The sequence below is a fragment of the Collinsella sp. AM31-2AC genome (assembly GCF_003469285.1).
Taxonomy (GTDB): Bacteria; Actinomycetota; Coriobacteriia; order Coriobacteriales; family Coriobacteriaceae; genus Collinsella; species Collinsella aerofaciens_AT.
Window position 1 is genome coordinate 119,952 of record NZ_QSJB01000002.1, and the last position, 20,674, is coordinate 140,625.

At 60.0% G+C, this 20,674-nt stretch carries 16 protein-coding genes and 1 tRNA gene; 14 read left to right on the top strand and 3 right to left on the bottom strand.

Annotated features, from left to right (window positions below; translation table 11 throughout):
- Positions 1 to 28: 28 nt before the first annotated feature.
- Positions 29 to 916, top strand: coding sequence for an energy-coupling factor transporter transmembrane component T (locus DW796_RS01510; RefSeq protein ID WP_233539630.1), 888 nt, complete (start codon positions 29 to 31; stop codon positions 914 to 916).
- Positions 916 to 2,559, top strand: coding sequence for an ABC transporter ATP-binding protein (locus DW796_RS01515; RefSeq protein ID WP_118094047.1), 1,644 nt, complete (start codon positions 916 to 918; stop codon positions 2,557 to 2,559). The genes DW796_RS01510 and DW796_RS01515 overlap by 1 nt, the downstream gene beginning before the upstream one ends.
- Positions 2,560 to 2,583: 24 nt before the next feature.
- Here DW796_RS01515 and DW796_RS01520 read toward each other — a convergent pair whose 3' ends face one another.
- Positions 2,584 to 3,357, bottom strand: coding sequence for a helix-turn-helix transcriptional regulator (locus DW796_RS01520; protein ID WP_124785727.1), 774 nt, complete (start codon positions 3,355 to 3,357; stop codon positions 2,584 to 2,586).
- Between the two features lie 210 nt (positions 3,358 to 3,567).
- Here DW796_RS01520 and DW796_RS01525 point away from each other — a divergent pair, with 210 nt between their 5' ends.
- The 5 genes from DW796_RS01525 (at position 3,568) to DW796_RS01545 (ending at position 8,969) form a co-directional block, all read left to right on the top strand.
- Positions 3,568 to 4,779: a nitrate/nitrite transporter gene (locus tag DW796_RS01525; RefSeq protein ID WP_118094048.1), complete on the top strand. Its 1,212-nt coding sequence runs from the start codon at positions 3,568 to 3,570 to the stop codon at positions 4,777 to 4,779.
- Between the two features lie 2 nt (positions 4,780 to 4,781).
- Positions 4,782 to 6,428 carry an amidohydrolase gene (locus DW796_RS01530; RefSeq protein WP_118094049.1) on the top strand — a complete coding sequence of 549 codons (1,647 nt, stop codon included), beginning with the start codon at positions 4,782 to 4,784 and terminating at the stop codon, positions 6,426 to 6,428.
- Positions 6,429 to 6,442: 14 nt separating this feature from the next.
- Positions 6,443 to 7,633, top strand: a complete 1,191-nt coding sequence (locus tag DW796_RS01535; protein WP_158567664.1) for an MFS transporter — start codon at positions 6,443 to 6,445, stop codon at positions 7,631 to 7,633.
- A gap of 54 nt (positions 7,634 to 7,687) precedes the next feature.
- On the top strand, positions 7,688 to 8,149 hold the full coding sequence (locus DW796_RS01540; RefSeq protein ID WP_158567665.1) for a hypothetical protein: 462 nt from the start codon (positions 7,688 to 7,690) through the stop codon (positions 8,147 to 8,149).
- A gap of 121 nt (positions 8,150 to 8,270) precedes the next feature.
- Entirely contained in the window at positions 8,271 to 8,969 is a 699-nt protein-coding gene (locus DW796_RS01545; protein ID WP_233539631.1) for a DUF6580 family putative transport protein, read from the top strand.
- 536 nt (positions 8,970 to 9,505) lie between these two features.
- Here the strand turns inward: DW796_RS01545 and DW796_RS01550 are convergent.
- Positions 9,506 to 10,324 (bottom strand): exodeoxyribonuclease III, encoded by an 819-nt coding sequence (locus DW796_RS01550; RefSeq protein WP_118094052.1) that lies wholly within the window; start codon positions 10,322 to 10,324, stop codon positions 9,506 to 9,508.
- 135 nt (positions 10,325 to 10,459) lie between these two features.
- Between DW796_RS01550 and DW796_RS01555 the strand changes: the two genes are divergently transcribed.
- The 3 genes from DW796_RS01555 to DW796_RS01565 all read left to right on the top strand — a co-directional run bounded on the left by DW796_RS01555 (position 10,460) and on the right by DW796_RS01565 (position 13,755).
- Positions 10,460 to 11,212 (top strand): NAD-dependent protein deacylase, encoded by a 753-nt coding sequence (locus tag DW796_RS01555; protein WP_118094053.1) that lies wholly within the window; start codon positions 10,460 to 10,462, stop codon positions 11,210 to 11,212.
- Positions 11,213 to 11,307: 95 nt separating this feature from the next.
- Positions 11,308 to 13,053 carry a dihydropteroate synthase gene (folP, locus tag DW796_RS01560; RefSeq protein ID WP_118094054.1) on the top strand — a complete coding sequence of 582 codons (1,746 nt, stop codon included), beginning with the start codon at positions 11,308 to 11,310 and terminating at the stop codon, positions 13,051 to 13,053.
- Positions 13,054 to 13,755: a hypothetical protein gene (locus DW796_RS01565; RefSeq protein WP_118094055.1), complete on the top strand. Its 702-nt coding sequence runs from the start codon at positions 13,054 to 13,056 to the stop codon at positions 13,753 to 13,755.
- Between the two features lie 283 nt (positions 13,756 to 14,038).
- Here DW796_RS01565 and DW796_RS01570 read toward each other — a convergent pair whose 3' ends face one another.
- A complete protein-coding gene (locus DW796_RS01570; protein ID WP_118094056.1) occupies positions 14,039 to 14,812 on the bottom strand; it encodes a type III pantothenate kinase in 774 nt (257 codons plus the stop codon).
- 197 nt (positions 14,813 to 15,009) lie between these two features.
- Between DW796_RS01570 and DW796_RS01575 the strand changes: the two genes are divergently transcribed.
- The 4 genes from DW796_RS01575 (at position 15,010) to DW796_RS01590 (ending at position 20,450) form a co-directional block, all read left to right on the top strand.
- A tRNA-Met gene (locus DW796_RS01575) sits at positions 15,010 to 15,086 on the top strand.
- Between the two features lie 482 nt (positions 15,087 to 15,568).
- Entirely contained in the window at positions 15,569 to 17,011 is a 1,443-nt protein-coding gene (locus tag DW796_RS01580) for an ATP-binding protein (RefSeq protein ID WP_117817758.1), read from the top strand.
- 563 nt (positions 17,012 to 17,574) lie between these two features.
- Entirely contained in the window at positions 17,575 to 19,605 is a 2,031-nt protein-coding gene (gene bilR / locus DW796_RS01585) for a bilirubin reductase, long form (protein WP_233539632.1), read from the top strand.
- A gap of 449 nt (positions 19,606 to 20,054) precedes the next feature.
- Entirely contained in the window at positions 20,055 to 20,450 is a 396-nt protein-coding gene (locus tag DW796_RS01590) for a helix-turn-helix domain-containing protein (RefSeq protein ID WP_089573462.1), read from the top strand.
- The last annotated feature ends 224 nt before the right edge of the window (positions 20,451 to 20,674 follow it).

Sequence of the window (20,674 nt, forward strand, 5' to 3'; positions counted from 1 at the left end):
GTGATTTGGCGGGAGAGCGGGGATGCCTATGAACAACATGCGAGAGGGTTTGGGCGCCGAGCCCGTCGCGGCATTCTCGATGTCGCACCCGGCGGTGCCTGCGCTCTACATGACGCTAACGCTGGGGCTCACCATGTTCTCGATGCAACCGGTGCTGATCGCGCTGTCGCTCGCAGGCGGGCTGGCATACGGCTTTGCGACGCGCGGGGCTGCTCGCACACTGAACGCGTTTCGCTGGCAGCTGCCGGTGATTTTGATCATTGCGCTGGTGAATCCGCTGTTTAGCGCCTCGGGCTCGACGGAGTTGTTCCGCATCGGCATGCGCGCAGTGTATTTGGAGAGCATGGTATACGGCCTGTGTATGGGCGGGCTGTTTGTGGCGAGCGTGCTGTGGTTTGAGGCTGCGGCGTCGATGCTCGAATACGACAAGGTGCTCGCGCTGCTGGGTAATGCCGCACCGGTGATTGCGCTCATGATCTCGATGTGCATGAGGCTTATCCCGCAGTTTTTGCGCCGCGGTCGTACGGTGCTGGCGGTGCAGGATGCGATTGATGTGCCGGGCCGCGCGCTGGCCGACCCCGTACGCTCGCGCCTGCGGGCGTCGAGCGTGTTGATGGGCTGGGGCATGGAAGATTCGCTGGAGCGCGCGGACGCGATGCGCTCGCGCGGGTGGGGTGCCGCGACGCGTCGTACGACGTATGCGCGGTATCGGCTGGGGCGCGGCGACGCTGCCGCGCTGGTTGGACTTGCGGTGTTTGGTGCCGCCGCGGTGGCGGTGGCATGGACCGCGACAACGCAGTATTCGTTTTACCCGCAGCTTTCGGTGCCCGCGCCGTGGCTGGGCTATGTCGTGTGCGCTGCCTGGATGGTGCTGCCCTGCGTGCCGCATGCGATTGACGAGAAGAGGTTCGGCTGATGGCTCGGTTGGATAGTGGCCCGGTGTCGGGCGCGGCGTGCGACCCGGATATGCCGGCGATTGAGGTGCGGAGCCTGAGCTTTGCCTACCCCGGGGCCGATGCTGCGGTGCTCGAGGGGCTCGACTGGTCTGTTCCCCAAGGTGCATTTGCGCTGCTTGTTGGCGGTACCGGATCGGGTAAGTCGACGCTGCTGTCGCTGCTCAAGCCCGAGATCGCTCCGGCGGGCGAGCGTACTGGCGATGCGCGCGTGCTGGGCGAGAACGTTGCCGACATGGACGTGCGGGCATCGGCGGAGCGCGTGGGCTATGTGTTCCAGGATCCCGAGAACCAGATCGTGTGCGAAACCGTGTGGCACGAGATGGCGTTTGGCCTGGAAAATCTGGGTATGTCGCGCGACGAGATGCGCCGTCGCGTAGCCGAGACCAGCTATTTCTTTGGGCTGGAGGATTGGCTCCACCGCGATACCGATACACTTTCGGGCGGACGCAAGCAGCTGCTGTCGTTGGCGGCCGTGCTGGCCTTGCGCCCGCGCGTGCTGCTGCTCGACGAGCCCACGTCCCAGCTCGATCCTGTTGCCGAGAAAAATTTTCTGCACGCGCTGTTTCGCGTGAACCGCGAGCTGGGTTGCACGGTTGTTGTGGCAACGCACCAGCCGCGCCCGATGCTCGAATATGCGACGTGCGCGTATCGGATTGAGGGCGGCCGCGTGCGCGAGGTGGCCGACATTGCCTCCTTGGGGCATCGCGAAGAGCTGTTTTCTGGCGAGGTGCCAGGGTGGGGTGGCTCGCGGCGTGCAAAAAACGGAATTTTCAGCATCGCTGGTGGCCGGCAGGGCTCTTTAGACCCGCACGCGGACGTTGCGGGTGCGAAAAAGGGACCGAAAACGGACAAATCGGCTAAATTTGAGGCGCAAATCCTGCCGCAGGACGACTCGGGGGCGTCATCGCGCGCCGGTGGATGCAGAATATTCCCAAAAATGTACGCTGGGTCGGCTACCACCCTGGCAGGGAGCTGGTTTCGCTACGATCGAGCGTCCGGCTGGGTGCTGCGCGGACTCGATGTGGCGTTTTCGACTGGCGCGGTGCATGCGATTGTGGGCGGAAACGGCTGCGGCAAGTCGACGATGCTCTCGGTGCTGGCCAAAACGGTCAAGTTGCAGCGTGGTCGCATGGTGCGTGGGGCGGCTTCGGCTGCGCTGCTGCCGCAGAACCCCAAGGCCCTGCTGGTTGCCGAGACGGTGCGCGACGAGCTGATGGAATGGGCCTCGACCTGCGGATATGACGAGAACTTGGCGCGGGAGCGTGCGGCGCAACTGGGATTGGACGGCCTGGAGACGCGCCACCCCTACGATCTTTCGGGCGGGCAGCGTCAACTGCTTGCATTGGCAAAACTGCTGCTAATCGGCCCCGAACTGCTATTACTCGATGAGCCCACCAAGGGTTTGGACCTGGCCAGCCGCCGCATCATCGCCCGCGCCCTGCGCGACCATGCGCAGGCTGGCGGCACCGTCGTCATGGCGACGCACGACCTGGACTTTGCCGAGCAGGTTGCCGATGACATTTCCATGATGTTTGATGGCGAGATCGCCTGCATGGAGCCGCCGACCGACTTCTTTGCCGACAACGTGTTTTATAGGGCGTGAGCGGGTTCGCGGGCGAGAACGGTCTTACTGCTTGAGCGCCGTGTACTGCTGAAGGAGCGCCATGAGCCCAACGCGGCTGTTGACCTGTGTTTTTCGAAAGATGTTCTCCAGATGCTTTTTAACGGTGCCAGTGCTGATGGAGAGCTCTTCGGCGATGGCCGCGTTGTCCATGCCCGATAACACGCAACGACACACATCGATTTCGCGCGCTGAGACGTCGTAGTCGTGAGCAAATACGATTTCAGACGAGCTGCGGTCGGCGCGTACACGCCATTTTGATAGTCGGTTCGTGAGGTGTGGTTCGATGAGCTCAAGGATTTGAACTTCGCGATCGCTAAAGTCGCCCTCTTCTTTCTTGCGATTAAGATTGAGCGATCCCAAAAAGCCCTCGTCATTAAAGAAACTGACGTTGACGACGTGGCGGCCGCCAAGATAATCCTTCATATAACTGCTGTCGATATCGCCAGGGCTGAGCTGATCGGACTCGCGCAGCACCGTCGAGCGCGTAAGATTGCGGTGGGCGACGATCATGTCCTGCTGCCAGTACTTTTCGGTGTAGAGCTCGAGCATCCCAGCGGGGACATCGATGCCAAGAGGGTCAAGAAAGACGCGCGTTTTCCATTCTTGCGGGGTGGATACGAGATCCCTGGAAAGGTCGCTCAGGAAAAATGCAGCCGACTCGTAGGGGATGAGAAAACGCAGCTTTTTGAGGACGGTCGAGCGAAACTCGCGGTCGCTGTCGATGGAATTAATCGAAAGCACGAGATCGTTTAAGCAGAGCCATTCAGAATCGGACAAAAAGCTCAAGATGACCTCCGATGAGATTGCGTAGTGGTTTAGCTGGCATTTTAGTTAATTTGCGTAGAGATACTACTCCTTTTTTCGAATGATGATAAGCCGTTAGCCGAATGGTTTCGGTGAGGGGCCAATCGCAAAATATGAATACCTAAGAGCCAGGGCCCGGTTCTCCAAGCTGTTTGATTATTCCGACTTATTAAAGGAGTCATCATGGAAGAGAAGCTTCCTTCATGGCGTTGGGCGATTGTTTCAGTCGTTTGCTTGCTGTGCTTTATGGCTAACTACATGCAGTACCAGGTCTCAGCACTCGCCGTCGAGGTCATGCCTATGCTCAATATCGATACCGTCGGCTTTTCGATGCTGTTCCTCGTTCCTATGCTTACCGCCGTTTTCTTCTCAATTCCGCTGGGTGCCCTTGGTGACCGTATCGGTTCTAAGAAAGTTGTCACGGTTTGCACCGCAATTTCGGTTGCCGGCGGTTTTCTCCGCTGCTTTACGCTCGATTCGTTCACGATGCAGATGGCATCGATGTTCCTGATTGGCATGGGAATTTCGGCACTCAACGCCAACCTCATCAAGGTGCTCGGCACCTGGTTCCGTGAACAGACTGGTTTCGCCATGGGCTTGTTCCACGCGGCTTCGTGCGTTGCCATCGTTGTCGCTCAGATCTGTGCTGGCTTGTTCGGCAGCGTCTTTAACTCTTATATGGTCGCTGCTGTCGTCATGACCATCTCCTGGGTTCTTTGGATCGTGCTTGACCGAGATGTGCCCGAGGGGCAATCGCTCCCCGAGCCCGAGCCCGTGCTCGACTACCTCAAGGTTGCTATCAAGAGTCCTGGCGTGTGGCTAATCTCCATCGGCGTCGGTTTTGGACTTGCCTCTACCACTGCCTATGCCGGTTTCCTGCCTCAGGCGCTTCAGCTTGGCAAGGGCATAGACGTCGCCACTGCTGGTTTCATGGCCGCAATTGTTACCGTCGGCAGCTTTTTCGGCTGCATCGTTGGGCCTGCGTTCTGCGATAAGCTTGGGAAGTTCAAGGGTTTCCTCATCGTCACTACTCTCATCGGTGCCATATCGATGTTCGTGACGTGGTACACCCCGGTCGGCTTCCTTCTGTGGACGATTTTGGTCATCAATGGCTTCTTTACCGCCATCAACGGCCCGATTATGCAGTCCATGCCTGTTCTCCTTCCCGAGATTGGTGATAAGTATGCTGGTTCCGCTGGCGGTATCGTGGGTACCATCTCCCTGCTCATGAGCTATTTCCTGCCTATCGGTATCTCCGCCATTGCCGGTGCCGATTACACTATGAACATGGGTCTCGAGAGCCTCTGCTTCCTGCTTTCCGTGGTTCCGGTTTTCTTCCTGCCCGAGCTCGGTCGCAAGGCCATGCAGGCCGCCGTCGCTAAGGACAGTGAGTAGCCATGGAGGCGGTAGTCCCTGCCGATATCGTCCTTAAGACGACGGCGCTGTTTACGGCCGAGGAACTTGAGCCTCGCGCTGGGTGCGTTGCAGTTCGCGGCAGCGAGATTGTGGCCGTGGGCTCTCCCGACAAGGTGCAGCCGTTTATCGGTCCCGATACTGAGGTTATTGACGCCGGCAACAAACTGGTCATGCCCGGATTCAACGATTCACACATGCATTTTGCGCTTGGTTCAATCCAGAAGGATGAAGACTTCTGTTGCGATCTGATGTTCCTGCCGAGTGAGCAGGCTTGCGTGGATGCTGTGGCAAAGTTTGCTGCCGAACACCCTGACAATCCGTGGATTTACGGCCAGGGTTGGTATTCGCCTGCATGGGAAAACCCGATTGACCCTGATTGCCGCAGCCTCGATGCACTCGATATCGACCGCCCAATCGTGCTTTCGGATTTTTCGATGCACGTGGTGTGGTGCAATACCGCCGCGCTTAGGGCGGTTGGTATTGATCGCAATACACCGACGCCTGAAGGTGGTCTTATTCGCCACTTTGACAACGGCGAGCCGAATGGCTTTTTATCCGAGCCCCAGGCGACGAACATCTTGCTCGATGTTGTGCTCAATAAGCCGGACCTTGATGCGTCGTTGCTCAAGTCGATGCGCAAGTTCAACAAGCTCGGCATAACTTCGATTGGTGATATGTATCCTTTGGGCGTGACTACGCCCGGCGTGTACGACATCTATGACCGTCTGGCGAGCGAGGACCTGAGTACGCTGCGTATTAGCTACTATTCTGCGCTCGACGCTCCGATGTCAGAGTCGCAGGCCCTGCGTGTGCGTCATCACGGCGAGCGCGTCCGAATGGCAGGCCTCAAGTACATTTTGGACGGCTGTCCCGAGGCGTACACGGCCTACATGCATGAGCCGTATCTTAACGCTCCTACGGGGAAGGACTTTCGCGGCGAACCAGCATGCAACCAGGAGACGCTTGACCGCATGATGCTCGAGGCCAGCAAGAATGGCTTCGATGTTCGTATCCATGCTATCGGCGACGCATCGGCCACGATGATTATCGATGCCGTCGAGCGTGCCGAGGAGGTGTGCGGCAACAAGGGGGCGCGTTTTGCTATCGAGCATACAGATAACCTGAAGCTCGAGGATATTGCTCGCATGAAGCGCCTGGGCATTAATGCTGCGATTCAGCCGCAGCATCCCATCGGAGGCCTTGGGCAGGGCGTGTACGAGGAGTCTCTTGGCGAAGAGCGCATGAGCCACATGTGGCGCTATAGGGAAGAGGCCGATGGCGGAATCCACTTAGGGCTTGGTACTGACTGGCCTGCGGTGATGTCAATCGATCCTATCGATACCGTGTATGCTGCGGTGACGCGTAGCGAGTTTGACGGGCACCCGGCGGAGGGATACTTCCGCGAGAATGCCCTGACGCTCGGCGAGACGCTGCAAGCGCACACGCTCGGCTCAGCATATGTCGAGGGCTTTGAGCGCCGTTTGGGCAGCCTTGCCGCCGGCAAGCTTGCCGATATCGTCATCCTGTCGGGCAATCCGTTTGAAATGAACCCGATGGCGCTTCGCGATCTCGAAGTCGAGACGACGATCTTTAACGGACGCGTCGTCTATCGCAAGGATGAAGCATAGATAGGGTGATGAACGTGAGCAAAGGGACGGTCGAAAAATATGCCCTGCTGTTTGTGGTGTGCGGCATCGTGTTTGCTGCGAACTACGCGCAGTATCAGGTGTCGGGATTGGCACATCTGGTTGTGTCGGACCTGCATCTGACCTCGGCCGAGTTTTCAGCCGTCCTGTTTGCCCCGTTTGTTCCTGCCGTTGTATTCGGCATGCCTGTCGGCGTTTGCGCCGATCGATATGGCGTGAAGGTGCTCGTATTCATCGCATCGGCGATTTCTGCAATTGCAGCGGCTGCTCGCGCGGAGTGCACATCGTTTGCGACGCTGTTCACGGCGACCATGCTTCTGGGCGCGGCACCATGCGTCGTGAATGCCATCGTTCTAAAAGTGCTTGGTTCCGCTTTTGGCGGAGAAACCGATAGGGCCATGGGATGGTTCTACGCTGCGGGGTCGGGCGGAATCGCCTGCTCGCTTGCAACCTCTCCTCTCTTTGCAACGCCCGGACGAGCATATGCCCTTGCTGCCGTTTTATTTGCCGTGTTTGGATTGCTGTGGCTGCTGGTTGCGCCATCGGCAGATGTTCTGCAGGCTGCAGATGGCCTTGGCGTTCAGGGTGCGGAGCCTGCTTCGTCGTCGGCAAGTGCGTTTGCGACGGTAATCAAGATGCCGATGGTTTGGCTCGTGGCGATACTGCTTGGAGTCGCCCTTGCATCGGCTACGGCGTACTCGGGCTATCTTGTTTCAGCGCTTGAGGCTTCAATCGAACCTCAGGTCGCCGGGCTTCTTGCTTCTTTCGTGACGCTTGGGTCGATTGTCGGCAGCGTGGCCGGTTCCTACGCGCGAGCGCAATTTGGCGACTATCGCGTGTTTATGGCCATCGCCGCAATGGCGGGGAGTGCCCTTATGTGGGCCGGAGAGGCTTTTGTCTCTCAGCCTTCTGTCGGGCTCATGTTTGCGATTGGCGTTTCGACTGCCGTCGCCGGTCCGGTCGTTCAGTCGCTACCCTACATGTTGCCCGAGGTGCGCGAGGGGCTTGCGGGAAGCGCCGGTGGCGTGGTGAGCACCGTTTCGCTGGGGCTTACGTTTTTGATTCCCGTGGCCCTCTCCTTCTGCATTGGCGAGAGCTATGAAACGCTTCTATTTGGGTGCGCTGTTTTGTTTGGCGCGACGGCGCTGGCGTCTCCATTCCTGCCGTCTCCCGATTCACTTATGTAACACCTGTTTTCGCCCTTTGGGCCTGGCCGACAAGGGCAAAAGGAGTTGGTCTACTTGACACTAAAAAAGAGTACCGCTGTGACCATTCTCAACGGCATCGTTAATCCTCTATTCATGTGTTCATTTCTGCCTATTGTTGAGGGAAAGCCTGGCTTAGATTTTCAGGGACTTACTGGTTTCTGGGGGCAGCTTATTCTGGCCATCGGTATTGCACAGTTCGTGGGTTTTTTGCCGCTCTTTGGCAAAGCAATTGAGACGTGCGTTGAGTTTTTTGGTTTTGATCGGAACACTCCGGGCGCACGGATTTGCGGAACCGTTGTGGGCGCTACTCTGCTCTTCTGCATTATCGGGCTATTTGAAGTCGCGTTTCAGTCAGGCGTTGGCGTTATCGACGGTGTGCCGTTTTTCTCGCGTTGGGTTCGCCTCGTGGTGGGCGGATGGGCCTTTGTCGTTGTGGGCGGCTTGCTGTTTGATCCCTTTGTCGCGGCCATTGCCGCTAAAGTTACGGGCGAATAGCGCCAAGACCGGTCGCGTGGCGAAAGCCTGATCGACTGGCAGCCAAGGCCGGCCGGGGGATTGGTCGGCCCCATTTTGCCCGTGCTACCATAAACGGACATTCGTTTGATGGGGGCTGCCGTTGTCGCGCGTCTTGCAACATATGGAAATCCCGCTGCTGCTGGCGGTTCCTGCGGTGATGGCTGCAGCGTTGCTGGCAGGTATTGAGCAGGCGGCGCTTGCCATGCTTGTCGTGGTGGCGCTGGTGCTTGCGCTGTTCTTTGCGGGTTACGAGGCGTCGCGCCCGGGCCTGCGCCAGATTATGCCCACGCTGGTGTTGGCGGCGTTGGCCGCGGCGGGGCGCATCTTGTTTGGCCCCATTCCCGACTTTAAACCGGTGAGCGCCATCGCCATTATCGCGGGGGCGACGCTTGGTCGCCGCAATGGTTTTATGGTTGGCGCGTTGGCAGCGCTGACCAGCAATTTCTTTTTTGGACAGGGTATGTGGACGCCGTGGCAGATGTATGCCTGGGGGCTCGTGGGATACGTTGGCGGTGCGCTGGCGCATGCCGGCGCTTTTGATCGCGCCGATGGCACCGTGCGTATGCCGGCGCTGCTGACCTACGGCTTTGCTTCGGGTTTGCTGTACGGCGTTGTGATCAACGCCTACGACATTATCGGATTTGTTCAACCGCTCACGTGGGCGGGTGCCATGGCGCGTCTTGCCACCGCCGTACCGTTCGATATCACGCACGGCCTTGCGACCTGCGTGTTTTTGGTCGCCCTGTACAAGCCTTGGTGTCGCCGCATCAACCGAGTTGTCGTGAAGTACGGACTGTAGGGCTGGTTGCGCCGGGGCGGGAATCAATACTGCCGAAGTGCCATTTTAAAACTATGCCGGTTTACGGGGCCAGATTGGCACAAGCAGACCATGCCGGCTATTTTTGAAATAGGGCAAGCCGTTTACCTGCGGTTTTATTATTTCGGAATTGCGTATGGTTGGGGGTTCGCGATTCAGCCCCGTAAACCGGCATAGTTTTGAAATAGCCGGCTGATACGACGGGCATCGTGGCCCTCGGAGAGCCAAATTGATCCGTTTTCTTTCGCCTCCAGACGTTCCCAGGGAATCAGCTGAACCCGCCCGCCACGAAATCGGTCTATCTACTACGTTTGGCCCGACACCCCCAACCACAACCGTGTTTTATGAAAAACCGTAGGCTTTCTACCTGCGGTTTTCTTTTTGCGTTGTTCGCTGTGGTTGAGGGTGGTGGCTTAAACGTAGTAGATGGGCGTGTTTCGTGGCGGATGGGTCACGCGGATACCCTCACGAGGCCCAAAATGATCCGTTTTCCTCCGTCCCCAGAGGATCAGTTGGGGCTAGAGCTCTAGCGTGAGGGTGACGGGGCAGTGGTCGCTGCCAAAGATGTCGCTGCGGATGCCGGTGTCGCGTACGTTGTCGGTGATTGCGTCGCTTACCAGGAAGTAGTCGATGCGCCAGCCGGCGTTGTTCTTGCGGGCATTAAAGCGATAGCTCCACCAGCTGTAGACGCCCTCGACGTCGGGGTTTGCCGCGCGCCAGGTATCGGTAAAGCCGGCGTTGAGCAGCTCGGTAAACTTGCCGCGCTCCTCGTCCGAAAAGCCTGCGTTGCCGCGGTTGGACTTGGGGTTCTTAAGATCGATCTCCTCGTGTGCCACGTTAAAGTCGCCGCAGGTCACCACGGGCTTGCCGGTCTCGCGCTCTAGTGCGCTCAAAAAGCCACGATAGGCATCGTCCCAGGCCATGCGTACATCGATGCGCGCGAGCTCATTTTGGGCGTTGGGCGTATAGACGTCGACAAACCAAAACTTGTCGAACTCGAGCGCGCAGACGCGGCCCTCGGTTGCGGCCTGGGCGACGAGCTCGGCCTCATCGCCCTCGCTAGCGTAGGGTAGCAGTGCGTCGGCGCGCAGCACGCGCAGCGGTTCCTGGCGGCTAAAGACCGCAGTGCCCGAATAACCTTTACGCTCGGCGTAGCTCCAAGTTTGGTGATAGCCGGGCAGGTCGATATCGACCTGGCCCTCCTGCAGCTTGGTCTCCTGCAGCGCCAGGATATCGACGTCGAGTTCTTGCGCGATCTGGATAAAGCTTGGGTCCTTTTTGAGCACGGCGCGCAGGCCGTTGACGTTCCACGAGGCGAAAGTGTAAGTCTGAGGCATGGTGTCCTTTCGACGGGGTTTGCAGGCTTAAGATTAGCGCAACAGGGGCGGGGTGGGCTCCGCGCGTGCTGACTCAAAGGCCGCATGCCGGGATGTCGCCCGACGCTGCCCGACCAACATGGACGGAGGACAAACATGACGCAAGCGATAACAGATCCCAAGCAAGCCTCCGCCGCGCTGGCGGAGCTGTTCAATACCCACAAGCGCATGGTGTTCTTTGGTGGCGCTGGTGTTTCCACGGCAAGCGGCATCCCCGATTTCCGCAGCGTGGACGGCCTGTATCACCAGCAGTTTGCCTATCCGCCCGAGACCATGCTCTCGTACAGCTTTTACGAGACACATCCGGCGGAGTTCTTCGACTTTTACCGCACCAAGATGATCGCGCTTAACGCTAAGCCCAACCGCTGTCACACCAAGCTGGCCGAGCTGGAGCGCGCCGGCAAGCTTGATGCCGTGGTGACGCAAAACATCGACGGCTTGCATCAGATGGCGGGCTCGCAGCGCGTGTTCGAGCTGCACGGATCGGTCCATCGCAACATTTGCCAGTCGTGCGGCGCGGTCTATAGCGCCGAGTGGATTTGCTCGCGCGAGCACGAGGACGCCGCGGGCGTGCCCGTGTGCCCCGCGTGCGGTGGTCGCATCAAGCCCGATGTGGTGCTCTACGAAGAGCCGCTCGACGAGCATGTGTTGACCGGTGCCGTTGCCGCCATCGCCGCGGCCGATGCCCTTGTCGTGGGCGGAACCTCGCTCGTGGTGTATCCGGCGGCAGGCCTTACGCGATACTTTACCGGCGATACGCTGGCCATATGCAATTTGGCGCCTACCGATCAGGATGCAAATGCCGACCTGCTGATTTCTTGCGACATCGCGGCCGCGTTTGCGTTCTAGCCCGTGTGCGCGGATACAATAGAAAGACTGAGTGCAAAGCGACCCCGCCGCCAGCTCCCCAAGCTCGGCGGCGTGGGCATTTTAGGAGGATGTTCATGGCGAACGACAGCAAGACATGGCGGTGCGGAAAGTACGAGCTCAGCTTTGACCGTCCGCGCATCATGGGCGTCCTCAACGTGACGCCCGATTCGTTTAGCGACGGCGGGGAGCACTTCGACCCGGATGCCGCCATCGAGTATGGCCTGGCGATGCTCGACGCCGGCGCCGACATCATCGACGTAGGCGGCGAGTCCACGCGCCCTGGCTTTACCCCGGTCAACCCCGACGAGGAGGCTCGCCGCGTGCTGCCCGTGGTGCGCGCGCTGGCCAAAGAGGGCGCCATCGTCTCGATCGACACGCGCCACGTGGCGGTTGCCAAGGCGGCCGTGCGTTGCGGCGCCTCGATCGTCAACGACGTGACGGGCTTCACCGACCCCAAGATGGTCGAGTTTGTTAAGACGAGCACCTGCGGCGTCATCGTGATGCATGCCGGCGAGGTCGCCGCGCCCGCACGCACGCACGCAACGGTGCAGCTCGATACCTCGGCTGCGGCGTTTGTTGCCGAGAAGGCGCGCGAGGCGGCTGCCGAGGCCGCGCGTGAGGCTGAGAAGCCGGCTCGCCGCCGTCGCGGCAAGTTGCTGGGCGAGCCTAAGCCGGAGGCCAAGCTTCCGGGCGGCGTGGTGCAGCCCTCGTTGCCGTTTGGCGATCCGGAGCCCGCGTCCGAGCCTACGGACGAACTGGGGCAGGAGACGCCGGGCGCCGAGCAGGCCGCGCCTGCCGCCGATACCGCTGCGCCCGAGGCCACGCCCGCGGCTACCGAAACCGCGCCGGAGCCCAATGATCACCTGGCGGCCATGATGCGCCGCAGCGCCCGCCGCGAGGAAGCCTACGTGCCCACCTCGCAGCTCCGCCGCTTCACCCTGCCCGATTCGGCGCCCATCATGCGCCGCGTCATGGGCTTTCTGTCCGACCAGGCCCGTGCGCTCATCCACGCCGGCGTGTCGCGCGACCGCATCTGCATCGATCCCGGTCCGGGCTTTGGCAAGACGGCCAACGAGGACATCGTCATCCAGCGCGAGACTGCCAAGATGGCGTCACTGGGCTATCCGCTCATGTGCGCCGTATCGCGCAAGCGCTTTGTGGGCGCCGTCTCGGGCGTGACCGAGGCCGCCGAGCGCGATGCCGCTACGTTTGGCGTGTGCCTGGGCGCTATCCAGGCCGGTGCCAACGTCGTGCGCGTGCACGACGTTACCGGCTTTGCGCAGTTCCTGAACGGTTACTGGGCTGTAGCCAAACCGCAGCCGCGCCGTGCGTTTGTGGCCGTGGGCTCCAACCTGGGGCATCGTTGCGACAACATCCGCGCCGCACGCGACATGATCGCCGAGATCCCGCTCACCTGCGTGTCCAACTGCTCGCGCATCTACGAGAGCGAGCCGGCTTACGAGACGCGCCAGGACGCGTTTGCCAACGCCGTCATCGAGATCAAGACCGAGCTGGCGCCGTTGGTGCTGCTCGACGAGCTTATGAGGATCGAGGCCGAGCTGGGCCGCGACCGCTCCAAAAAGGCCAAGGCCAACGGTCCGCGCACCATCGACCTGGACCTGCTGTGGATGGACGGCGAGACCCACGGCGGCAAAAAGCTGCGCCTGCCGCATCCACTGATCGGCGAGCGCGACTTTGTGCTGGTGCCGCTTGAGGACCTGATGCACGACCCGGCGCGGTTCTTCCGCTACAACGGCGTCGAGGTCAAGGAGCCCGAGGACCGCGTGGGCCATATCGTGGGTGAATTGGGGCGTATGTAGATGATCGAGATGAATGCTGTTGCCGCTGGCACCGAGCTCGACGCGGCGCGTGACGCGGGCCGCGAGGGCGTGTCCGCGGGCTGGTGCGCGTGGAGCGTGGGCGATGCTTCGCTGACGTTTTCGCTGGTTGTGCGCCCCGATGTGAACATGCACGCCTTCCACGGCCTGCCGTTTGTGGCCGCGATGGGCATGATGGACGCGCTCGTGGGCACGGCTTCGATGCCGGGGTTGGGCCTTGCCGGTAAAGTGGGTATCCAGTGGCCGAGCGATATCGTGTGCGGTGCGCCTGCGTTTGAGGCGTCGCTCGCGCGTGTTGCCGTGAACGGCGGTGCCGGTGCTGCGGGCATGTTTGCCGCGGTGACGGTTGATATTGAACGTGCGGCGCTGGGCGAGCTTGGCGTGGATATGGCCGACGAGGTGCTGGTCGAGGCATTGGCCACCGCCGTGCTGACCCGCGTGGACACCTGGGCGGTTGCCGCCAACACACCACAGGGCGCTGCCGGCCCGCTGGCTCCGGTGCTGGGTGAGTACTTCGATATGGTGCCGCTGCTGGGTCGTCAGGTTGCGGCGGTGTCGCCCAACGGTTTGCCGCTTGCGGTCGGTGTGTTTGCGGGCCTGGACATCTGGGGTCGCGCGACCATCAAGACCGATGCCGGCGAGCAGGAGTTTCCGCCCGAGGCCGTACGGATTCGCGGACTGTAACGCGAGGTGCCCGCGCTCAAAGATAGCGATGACAACGAAGCCCTCTTCGGCCTGTGCTGGGGAGGGTTTCGCCTATCTGGGGAATGGGTTGCCAGCGCCCTATTCTTCAAAACTGAAAAATTTTCGTTTTTGAGGAATAGGAAACATGCACGATATCGCTGTGCTGGGTGTATTCGAGGAGCCGCTATTCCTCATAATTGAAAATAATTCAGTTTTGAGGAATAGGCTTGGCGAACGTTTGCGGGGGCTGTGGCATCGGGCATGCTCGACTTAAGCCCCTGTCCTACCCCAGCTCCTGCATGCGGCGGTAGATTTCGCAGATGCCCTTGATGGTGAGTTGCCCGTCGACCACGTCGAAGGCATCGGTCGAATCGGCGACAATGCCGGCGAGACCGCCCGTGGCGATAACGGTGGCATCCTCGCGGCCCAGCTCGCGCTTCATGCGCGTGACCAGGCCCTCGGCCATGGCGGCGGCGCCCATCACGGCGCCGACCTTGATGCACTCTTCGGTGTCGCGACCGATGGCGTGCTCGGGCGCCTCGAGCGGCACGCTGGCGAGCTTGGCGGCTCGGGCGGCAAGCGCGTCCATGGAGATGCGGATGCCCGGCGCGATCGCCCCACCAATGTAATAGCCGTCCTCATCGATGACGTCGATATTGGTCGCGGTGCCAAAGTCCACCACGATTGCCGGCGCGCCGTAGAAAGTCTCGGCCGCAACGGCGTTGGCGACGCGGTCGGCACCTACGGCCTGGGGGCGCGCCGCGCGCAGCTTGGTCACGGCGGCCGTCTGCGGCCCGATGACGATGGCGTCCGCCGCGATGCGGTCGGCCACGGCGTGCCACTCACGTGAGAGCTGCGGAACCACGCCGGCAAAGGCGATCGCATCGACCGCATCGAGCGAAAGGTCGTACATCTTAAAGAAGCCCATCAGGCGCACGTGGATCTCGTCGGCGGTATAGGAGCGGTCGGTGGGCATGCGCCACGACTGCACCAGCTCGTCTCCGTCAAACAGGCCCATGGCCGTCTGCGTGTTTCCCATATCGATAGCGAGCAGCATGTCTACTCCCGGTGTCGGCGTAAAAGGACGCGCACCATTGTATACGTGCCGTCGGCGGCGCTCGGCTGCGATTCGTTCACGGCGATATGGGCTGAGGGGTTTTAAATATGAAGGAATTATGCTCTACGAGATTTTCCTTGCCGTTTACCGAACTCCCACGTAATATTCTTTCTTGCGCACATGAGGCGCCCAGACATTGCGGGGTGGAGCAGTCTGGTAGCTCGCCGGGCTCATAACCCGGAGGTCGTAGGTTCAAATCCTGCCCCCGCGACCAAGAACTTGCAGCTCGTCGGCCTAGCCGGCGAGCTTTTTTGTTATTCCGGGACTGTTCTCTCAGCCCAATTCCCAACATCTCAAACAAAATCTCGATCTGTAACATCTAGACCCGATTTGGGCGGCCAGGTGTTACAGATCGAGATATACCGGTGGGTTGGGTCCCGTTTGTCTAAATCTGTAACACGAGGGACGGATTTTGCCGAGTTGTTGTTACAGATTGAGATTTTGTTGTTGCTCTCCTTTATGAGTGAATCTTGACTCTTTTTATTATGTGAGGCGGACGGGCTATCGATAATCACGGGCCGGATGGATTGACTTGTCGATTGATAGACTCCAATTGGAAGGAGCTGCGACGACCCTTAACGATCCTTAACTAGAAACAGTGACGTCTTAAAAACAATAAAGGGGCCGCTATGTAGGGGCCGTCTATACGATGCCTTTGACTTACACTTCTTTATGGAGCCATGTAAGGAGGCGGCAATGCAGCAACCCATTGCGACAAACGATGTGATTCTATTTTCCACTCTCAGGGAGAATCAGTACTTCGATCGAAAGAGCGCCCGCAAGGATGACAAGGAGATTGCGAAGCATATTAGTGCATTCGCCAACTCGGCGGGAGGCAAGCTCGTTATCGGTATCGAGGATAATGGTGAGGTAACGGGCTTCAAGCGTAACGGCGCGCGCGACATTGAGAAATTCGAGCGCGCTGCGCTCACGACTTGCACGCCAACCCCTATTGTCCGCAAAGACCGAATCCCCGTGGTCAATTCTTCGGGCGAGGAGGACTTCGTTCTCGTTTTGGACATCGATGCCTCGACCAACCACTCTGTTGCTCGCGTGAGCGACGGCGAGGTTTTCTTGCGGCAGGACGACAAGAGCGTGAGGCTCAGCCGCGAACAGGTATTTGCCCTCGAGTACGATAAGGGGCAGAGAATCTTCGAGGACGAGCTTGTTGAGGATTCCTCCCTAGATGACGTGGACCATGAAGTGCTTGATCGCTACAAAGGGATTCTTGGAACCGAAGTTTCCGACGAGCAGGTCCTTAGAAGTCGTCGTTTTATGCGTGACGGAAAGCTGACCGTTGCTGGAGCCCTGCTATTCGCGCTGGATCCGTCCGCGATGATGCCACAGGCGCGAGTCCGTGTCCTGCGCTACGACGGCGTCAAAATGGAGACGGGCGAGCGTCTCAACATCACGAAAGAACGAAGCTTCTGTGGGCCGCTGCCTAAGGTGATCCAAGACGCCTACGAACTCATCTCGAGCATGCTCCGCGAATTTCAGTTCCTGGGGCCCGACGGGAAATTCCAGACCGTGCCTGAGTATCCTGAGTTCGCCTGGTTCGAGGGCTTGGTCAACGCGGTGACACATCGCGACTACTCGTTCCGCGGCGACTACATCCGGGTCTCGATGTTCGACGACCGTTTGGAAATCATCAGTCCAGGCGCGCTTCCCAATATCGTGACGCTCGACAACATGAGGACCACTCGTTACTCGCGCAACCCACGCATCGCGCGCACGCTGGTTGAATTTGGTTGGGTTCGGGAGCTAAACGAGGGCGTCAAGCGCATTTATACCGAGATGCAAAACTCTCTGCTCAATGATCCGGTCTACACGGAACCTGATGGGGCAAGGGTTCAGCTAACGCTTGAGAACAATATCGTTGCCAGAACCGTAAGGAGAAGCGAGGCTCTCGAGGACAAGGTATCACCGGAGGTGATCGCCTCATTGGGGGAGTATGAGCTCGCCGCCGTCAGGTTGGCCTTTGCGAACGGAAGGGTGACAGCAAGGGAGCTTGCAGCGCACATCGGGAGAAATCGCCGCACAGCAAGCCGGGTGCTTGGTAAGTTAATTGAGGAAGACGGGCTGCTCGAATGGCACGGCTCATCCCATAACGACCCAAAACAGTTCTACACGATAAGGTAAGGTGGTCGATCTATTTCGCACCTCTGTCGCAGTAATGTCGCACCTCTGTCGCAGTAATGTCGCACTTCTGTCGCAGTGGCTTCGATGACGCGTGGATATAGTCCCTCGGCAAATCTCAAACAAAATCTCAATCTGTAACGGGTAGGGGTCAAAAGCGGGCCTAGATGTTACGGATTGAGATTGTTGAGGATGGGCCGAGGGGAATGTCTTGATCTGTAACACGTGGGGCCGTTTTTGGCCGATAGATGTTACAGAACGAGATTTTTCGGCAGCCGGCCCCCGTTTATCTAATTCTGTAACACGAGGGATGGATTTTGCCGAGTAGCTGTTACAGATTTAGATGTTCTAGCGGGCCGGGTTGGTTTGTCTCGATCTGTAACAGGTGGAGGCCAAAAGTGGGCCTAACTGTTACGGATTGAGACAAACCGACGGGCCGCCCCGCCCCATCCACCTGCCGCTACCTGCTGTCTGCCGATTTCCGTTGCGCCACTGTGCTCCCATGCCATATCCTCTAAACAACTACGCGGCAACATCGCCGCCGCGCCTACAAGAGAGGAATGTCCATGACCGCACCCGCATCCAAGCTGCTCCAGCCCATTACGGTTGGCCCCCTTGAGCTCAAAAACCGCATTATGTTCCCGCCGCTAACCACCGGCTATGAGGAGCGCGACGGCTCCATCGGCGAGCGCAGCCTGGCCTTTTACGAGCGTCTGGCCCGTGGCGGCGTGAGCTACATCGTTATTGGCGACGTTGCTCCCGTTATGACCGCAAGCCCCACGCCCAAGTTGGCGACCGACGCCCAGATCCCCACGTTTAAGGCGCTGGCCGACGCCGTTCACAAGCACGGCGCCAAGGTCGCGCTGCAGCTGTTCCACCCCGAGTACGACGTGCCCGGCGTCGGCCGCATGGTCATGGGTTCCATGGCCGCCGCCAAGGCCGCGCAGGAGGCCAAGGCCGCCGGCGACGAGGAGACCTTTGCCGCCAAGATGGCCGAGTCCAACGAGATCCGCAAGCAGGCCTACGCCAAGTTGCACCACGATATGCAGCACTTTGTGAACGAGGCGAGCGTAGAGCAGCTCACCCAGATCAAGGAGGCCATCGCCGCCTCGGCCGCCCGCGCGCAGCAGGCCGGCATTGACGCCATCGAGGTCCACGGCGACCGCTTGGTGGGTTCGCTATGTTCGGCCATCCTCAACAAGCGTACCGACGAGTACGGCGGTTCGTTCGAGAACCGCGTTCGCTATGCGCTCGAGGTCGTCGCCGCCATTAAGGAAGCCGCGCCGCAGCTGATGGTGGAGTACAAGCTCCCCGTGATCATGGAGAACCCCGACGGCACGCCGCGCGGCAAGGGCGGCCTGCAGCCCGATGAGGCCTGCGAGTTTGCCAAGCTGCTCGAGGGCGCCGGCATCGACATGATCCAGGTTGCACAGGCCAACCATACCGGCAACATGGGCGACACCATTCCGCCCATGGGCGCCATGCCCTACAACTGGACGCTGCCCGTGGCCGAGCGCGTCAAGGCCCTGGTCTCCGTGCCGGTGGCCACTGTCGGCCGTGTTGTTTCGGTCGAGGCCGGCGAGAAGATTCTTGAGGACGGCGCGGCCGACATTATCGCCTATGGCCGCTCGCTCATGTGCGACCCCGACATTGCGCTGAAGGCCGCCACGGGTGAGCCCATTCGCGAGTGCCTCAATTGCAACAAGGGCTGCGTCGACGCGATTCAAAACCGCAAGTACATCTCGTGCGTGCTCAATGCCGAGAACGGCGACGAGGCGACCATCGCCATCAAGCCGGGCGAGGGCGACAAGAAGGTCGCCGTGGTGGGCGGCGGTATTGCCGGCTTGGAGGCCGCGCGCGTGGCGGCCAAGCGCGGCTACGACGTGACCGTCTATGAGGCGAGCGATCACTTGGGCGGCCAGATTGTGCTGGCAGCCGCGCCTCCGCGCAAGGACGAGATCATGCGCTCGGTCGAGTACTACGAGAAGATTCTGCCCGGCCTGGGCGTGAAGGTCGAGCTCAACCATGCCGCTACGGCCGAGGATCTCAACGCCGCCGACGCCGCGATTGTGGCCGTGGGCGCACACGACGTGGTCATCCCCGTTCCGGGTGCCGACTCGGACAAGGTCGTCTCGAGCTGGGACGTGCTGGCCGGCAAGGTGGAGCTCAGCGGGCGCGTCGCCGTCATTGGCGGTGGCCTGGTGGGCACCGAGACTGCCGAGTACCTGCTGCAGCACGGCTGCGAGGTGGCGATCGTCGAGATGCTCGACAAGATTGCCGCGGGCGAGTCCGAGACCATTCTGCCGCTGATCATGAGCGACTTCGCCGCCCACAACGTGGAACAGCACGTTAAGACCCGCCTGACCGCCGTTACCGACGAGGGCGTGGAGGCCGTGCACACCACCGAGGACGGCCCCGAGGAGCCGGTGAAGATCGCCTGCGATTACGTGGTGATGGCCGTGGGCTCCAAGGCCAACGCGTTTGACCTGGATGGCGTGACGGTGCCCGTGACCTGCGTGGGCGACTGCTCGGGCGAGCGCACCGCCGACATTGCGAGCGCCATCCGCACGGCGTATCACGCGGCCAACGAGCTGTAGTTGAACATCGCGGCCAGGCGGGGCGGTAGCACGGATCCGCCTCGCCCGGCTACGTCCCGTCGGGTGTCAACCGGTGCGGGGCCTGCAAGCGCAGCAGGCCCCGCCCTTTTTGTTTTGCTCCGGTGGATGGCAATGCGCGGTAATCATGAGGAGTAAGGACGTCTACTGCCTTGCCGATTGCTCAAAATTATTGGGGGAGGGGTTAATAACTATATCCTCTATGCCAAAGGACATAAAGAGATGTCAATTTTGTTGACAAGCGAATGACGATTAGCTGCGAGCCAGCTACCAGCGTAAATAATCGATAAAGAAATGTCGTAAATTGGTGCCAAATGCCCAGATAACACCGCGTCTATTTTAATTAACTGCTTTGAGCAAACAGTAAAATGCTACTATCTAACTTGCACGTAAGAAAGCAGATTAACGGTTAAGGCTAAGAAGTGGCAGGTATGTCGGAAGCAACTAGGACTCGCACGCATGCGCCCGAGGTTAGGCAGCGCGCCGTCGAGATCCTCCAAGAGGGGGTCGGTCATCGCGCCCTCGCCGCGGAGCTTGGCATTCCCCAGGCCACGGCTCGTCAGTGGGCCCGCGCGTATGCCGTAGGCGGTGCCGACGCCGTTCTCAACGCCGGTTCGCATCATCACACCTATTCGTACGAAGTTAAGCTCGCCGTGGTCAAGGACCGCTTGGAAAACGGCTTAACAGTTCGCGAGGCCATGATCAAGCACAAGATTCCCAGCGAGTCTTCGGTCAAGGCTTGGTGCCGCCAGTATCGCGAGAGCGGTGAGTCCGCGCTGGTTGATAAGCCGCGCGGTCGCAAGCCGCGCGTTAAAAAGGCGGAATAGCGAACGGGATGGTGCGCCCACAGGGGCGCATTTTTCTTGCCGCGCCAACTTTTTGGACCGTCGTGAGCCTACTGGAACATCCTCCAAAGTGGTTAATAAACCGCGCGCAGTGGCCCGTGCGCCCGCCGCCGCGATAGGGGGAGCGTCGCCTCTCTGCTCCAAAGCGGACAGACTCGTTACCCCGTACGCCTAAAATTCCCCAGTTGACCGAAAACCCGCCGCCG

Coding starts and splice junctions, on each gene's coding strand:
- DW796_RS01510 (WP_233539630.1), top strand. CDS start 29: ATGAACAACATGCGAGAGGGTTTGGGCGCCGAGCCCGTCGCGGCATTC.
- DW796_RS01515 (WP_118094047.1), top strand. CDS start 916: ATGGCTCGGTTGGATAGTGGCCCGGTGTCGGGCGCGGCGTGCGACCCG.
- DW796_RS01525 (WP_118094048.1), top strand. CDS start 3,568: ATGGAAGAGAAGCTTCCTTCATGGCGTTGGGCGATTGTTTCAGTCGTT.
- DW796_RS01530 (WP_118094049.1), top strand. CDS start 4,782: ATGGAGGCGGTAGTCCCTGCCGATATCGTCCTTAAGACGACGGCGCTG.
- DW796_RS01550 (WP_118094052.1), bottom strand. CDS start 10,324: ATGCCTCAGACTTACACTTTCGCCTCGTGGAACGTCAACGGCCTGCGC.
- DW796_RS01555 (WP_118094053.1), top strand. CDS start 10,460: ATGACGCAAGCGATAACAGATCCCAAGCAAGCCTCCGCCGCGCTGGCG.
- folP (WP_118094054.1), top strand. CDS start 11,308: ATGGCGAACGACAGCAAGACATGGCGGTGCGGAAAGTACGAGCTCAGC.
- DW796_RS01565 (WP_118094055.1), top strand. CDS start 13,054: ATGATCGAGATGAATGCTGTTGCCGCTGGCACCGAGCTCGACGCGGCG.
- DW796_RS01570 (WP_118094056.1), bottom strand. CDS start 14,812: ATGCTGCTCGCTATCGATATGGGAAACACGCAGACGGCCATGGGCCTG.
- DW796_RS01580 (WP_117817758.1), top strand. CDS start 15,569: ATGCAGCAACCCATTGCGACAAACGATGTGATTCTATTTTCCACTCTC.
- bilR (WP_233539632.1), top strand. CDS start 17,575: ATGACCGCACCCGCATCCAAGCTGCTCCAGCCCATTACGGTTGGCCCC.
- DW796_RS01590 (WP_089573462.1), top strand. CDS start 20,055: ATGTCGGAAGCAACTAGGACTCGCACGCATGCGCCCGAGGTTAGGCAG.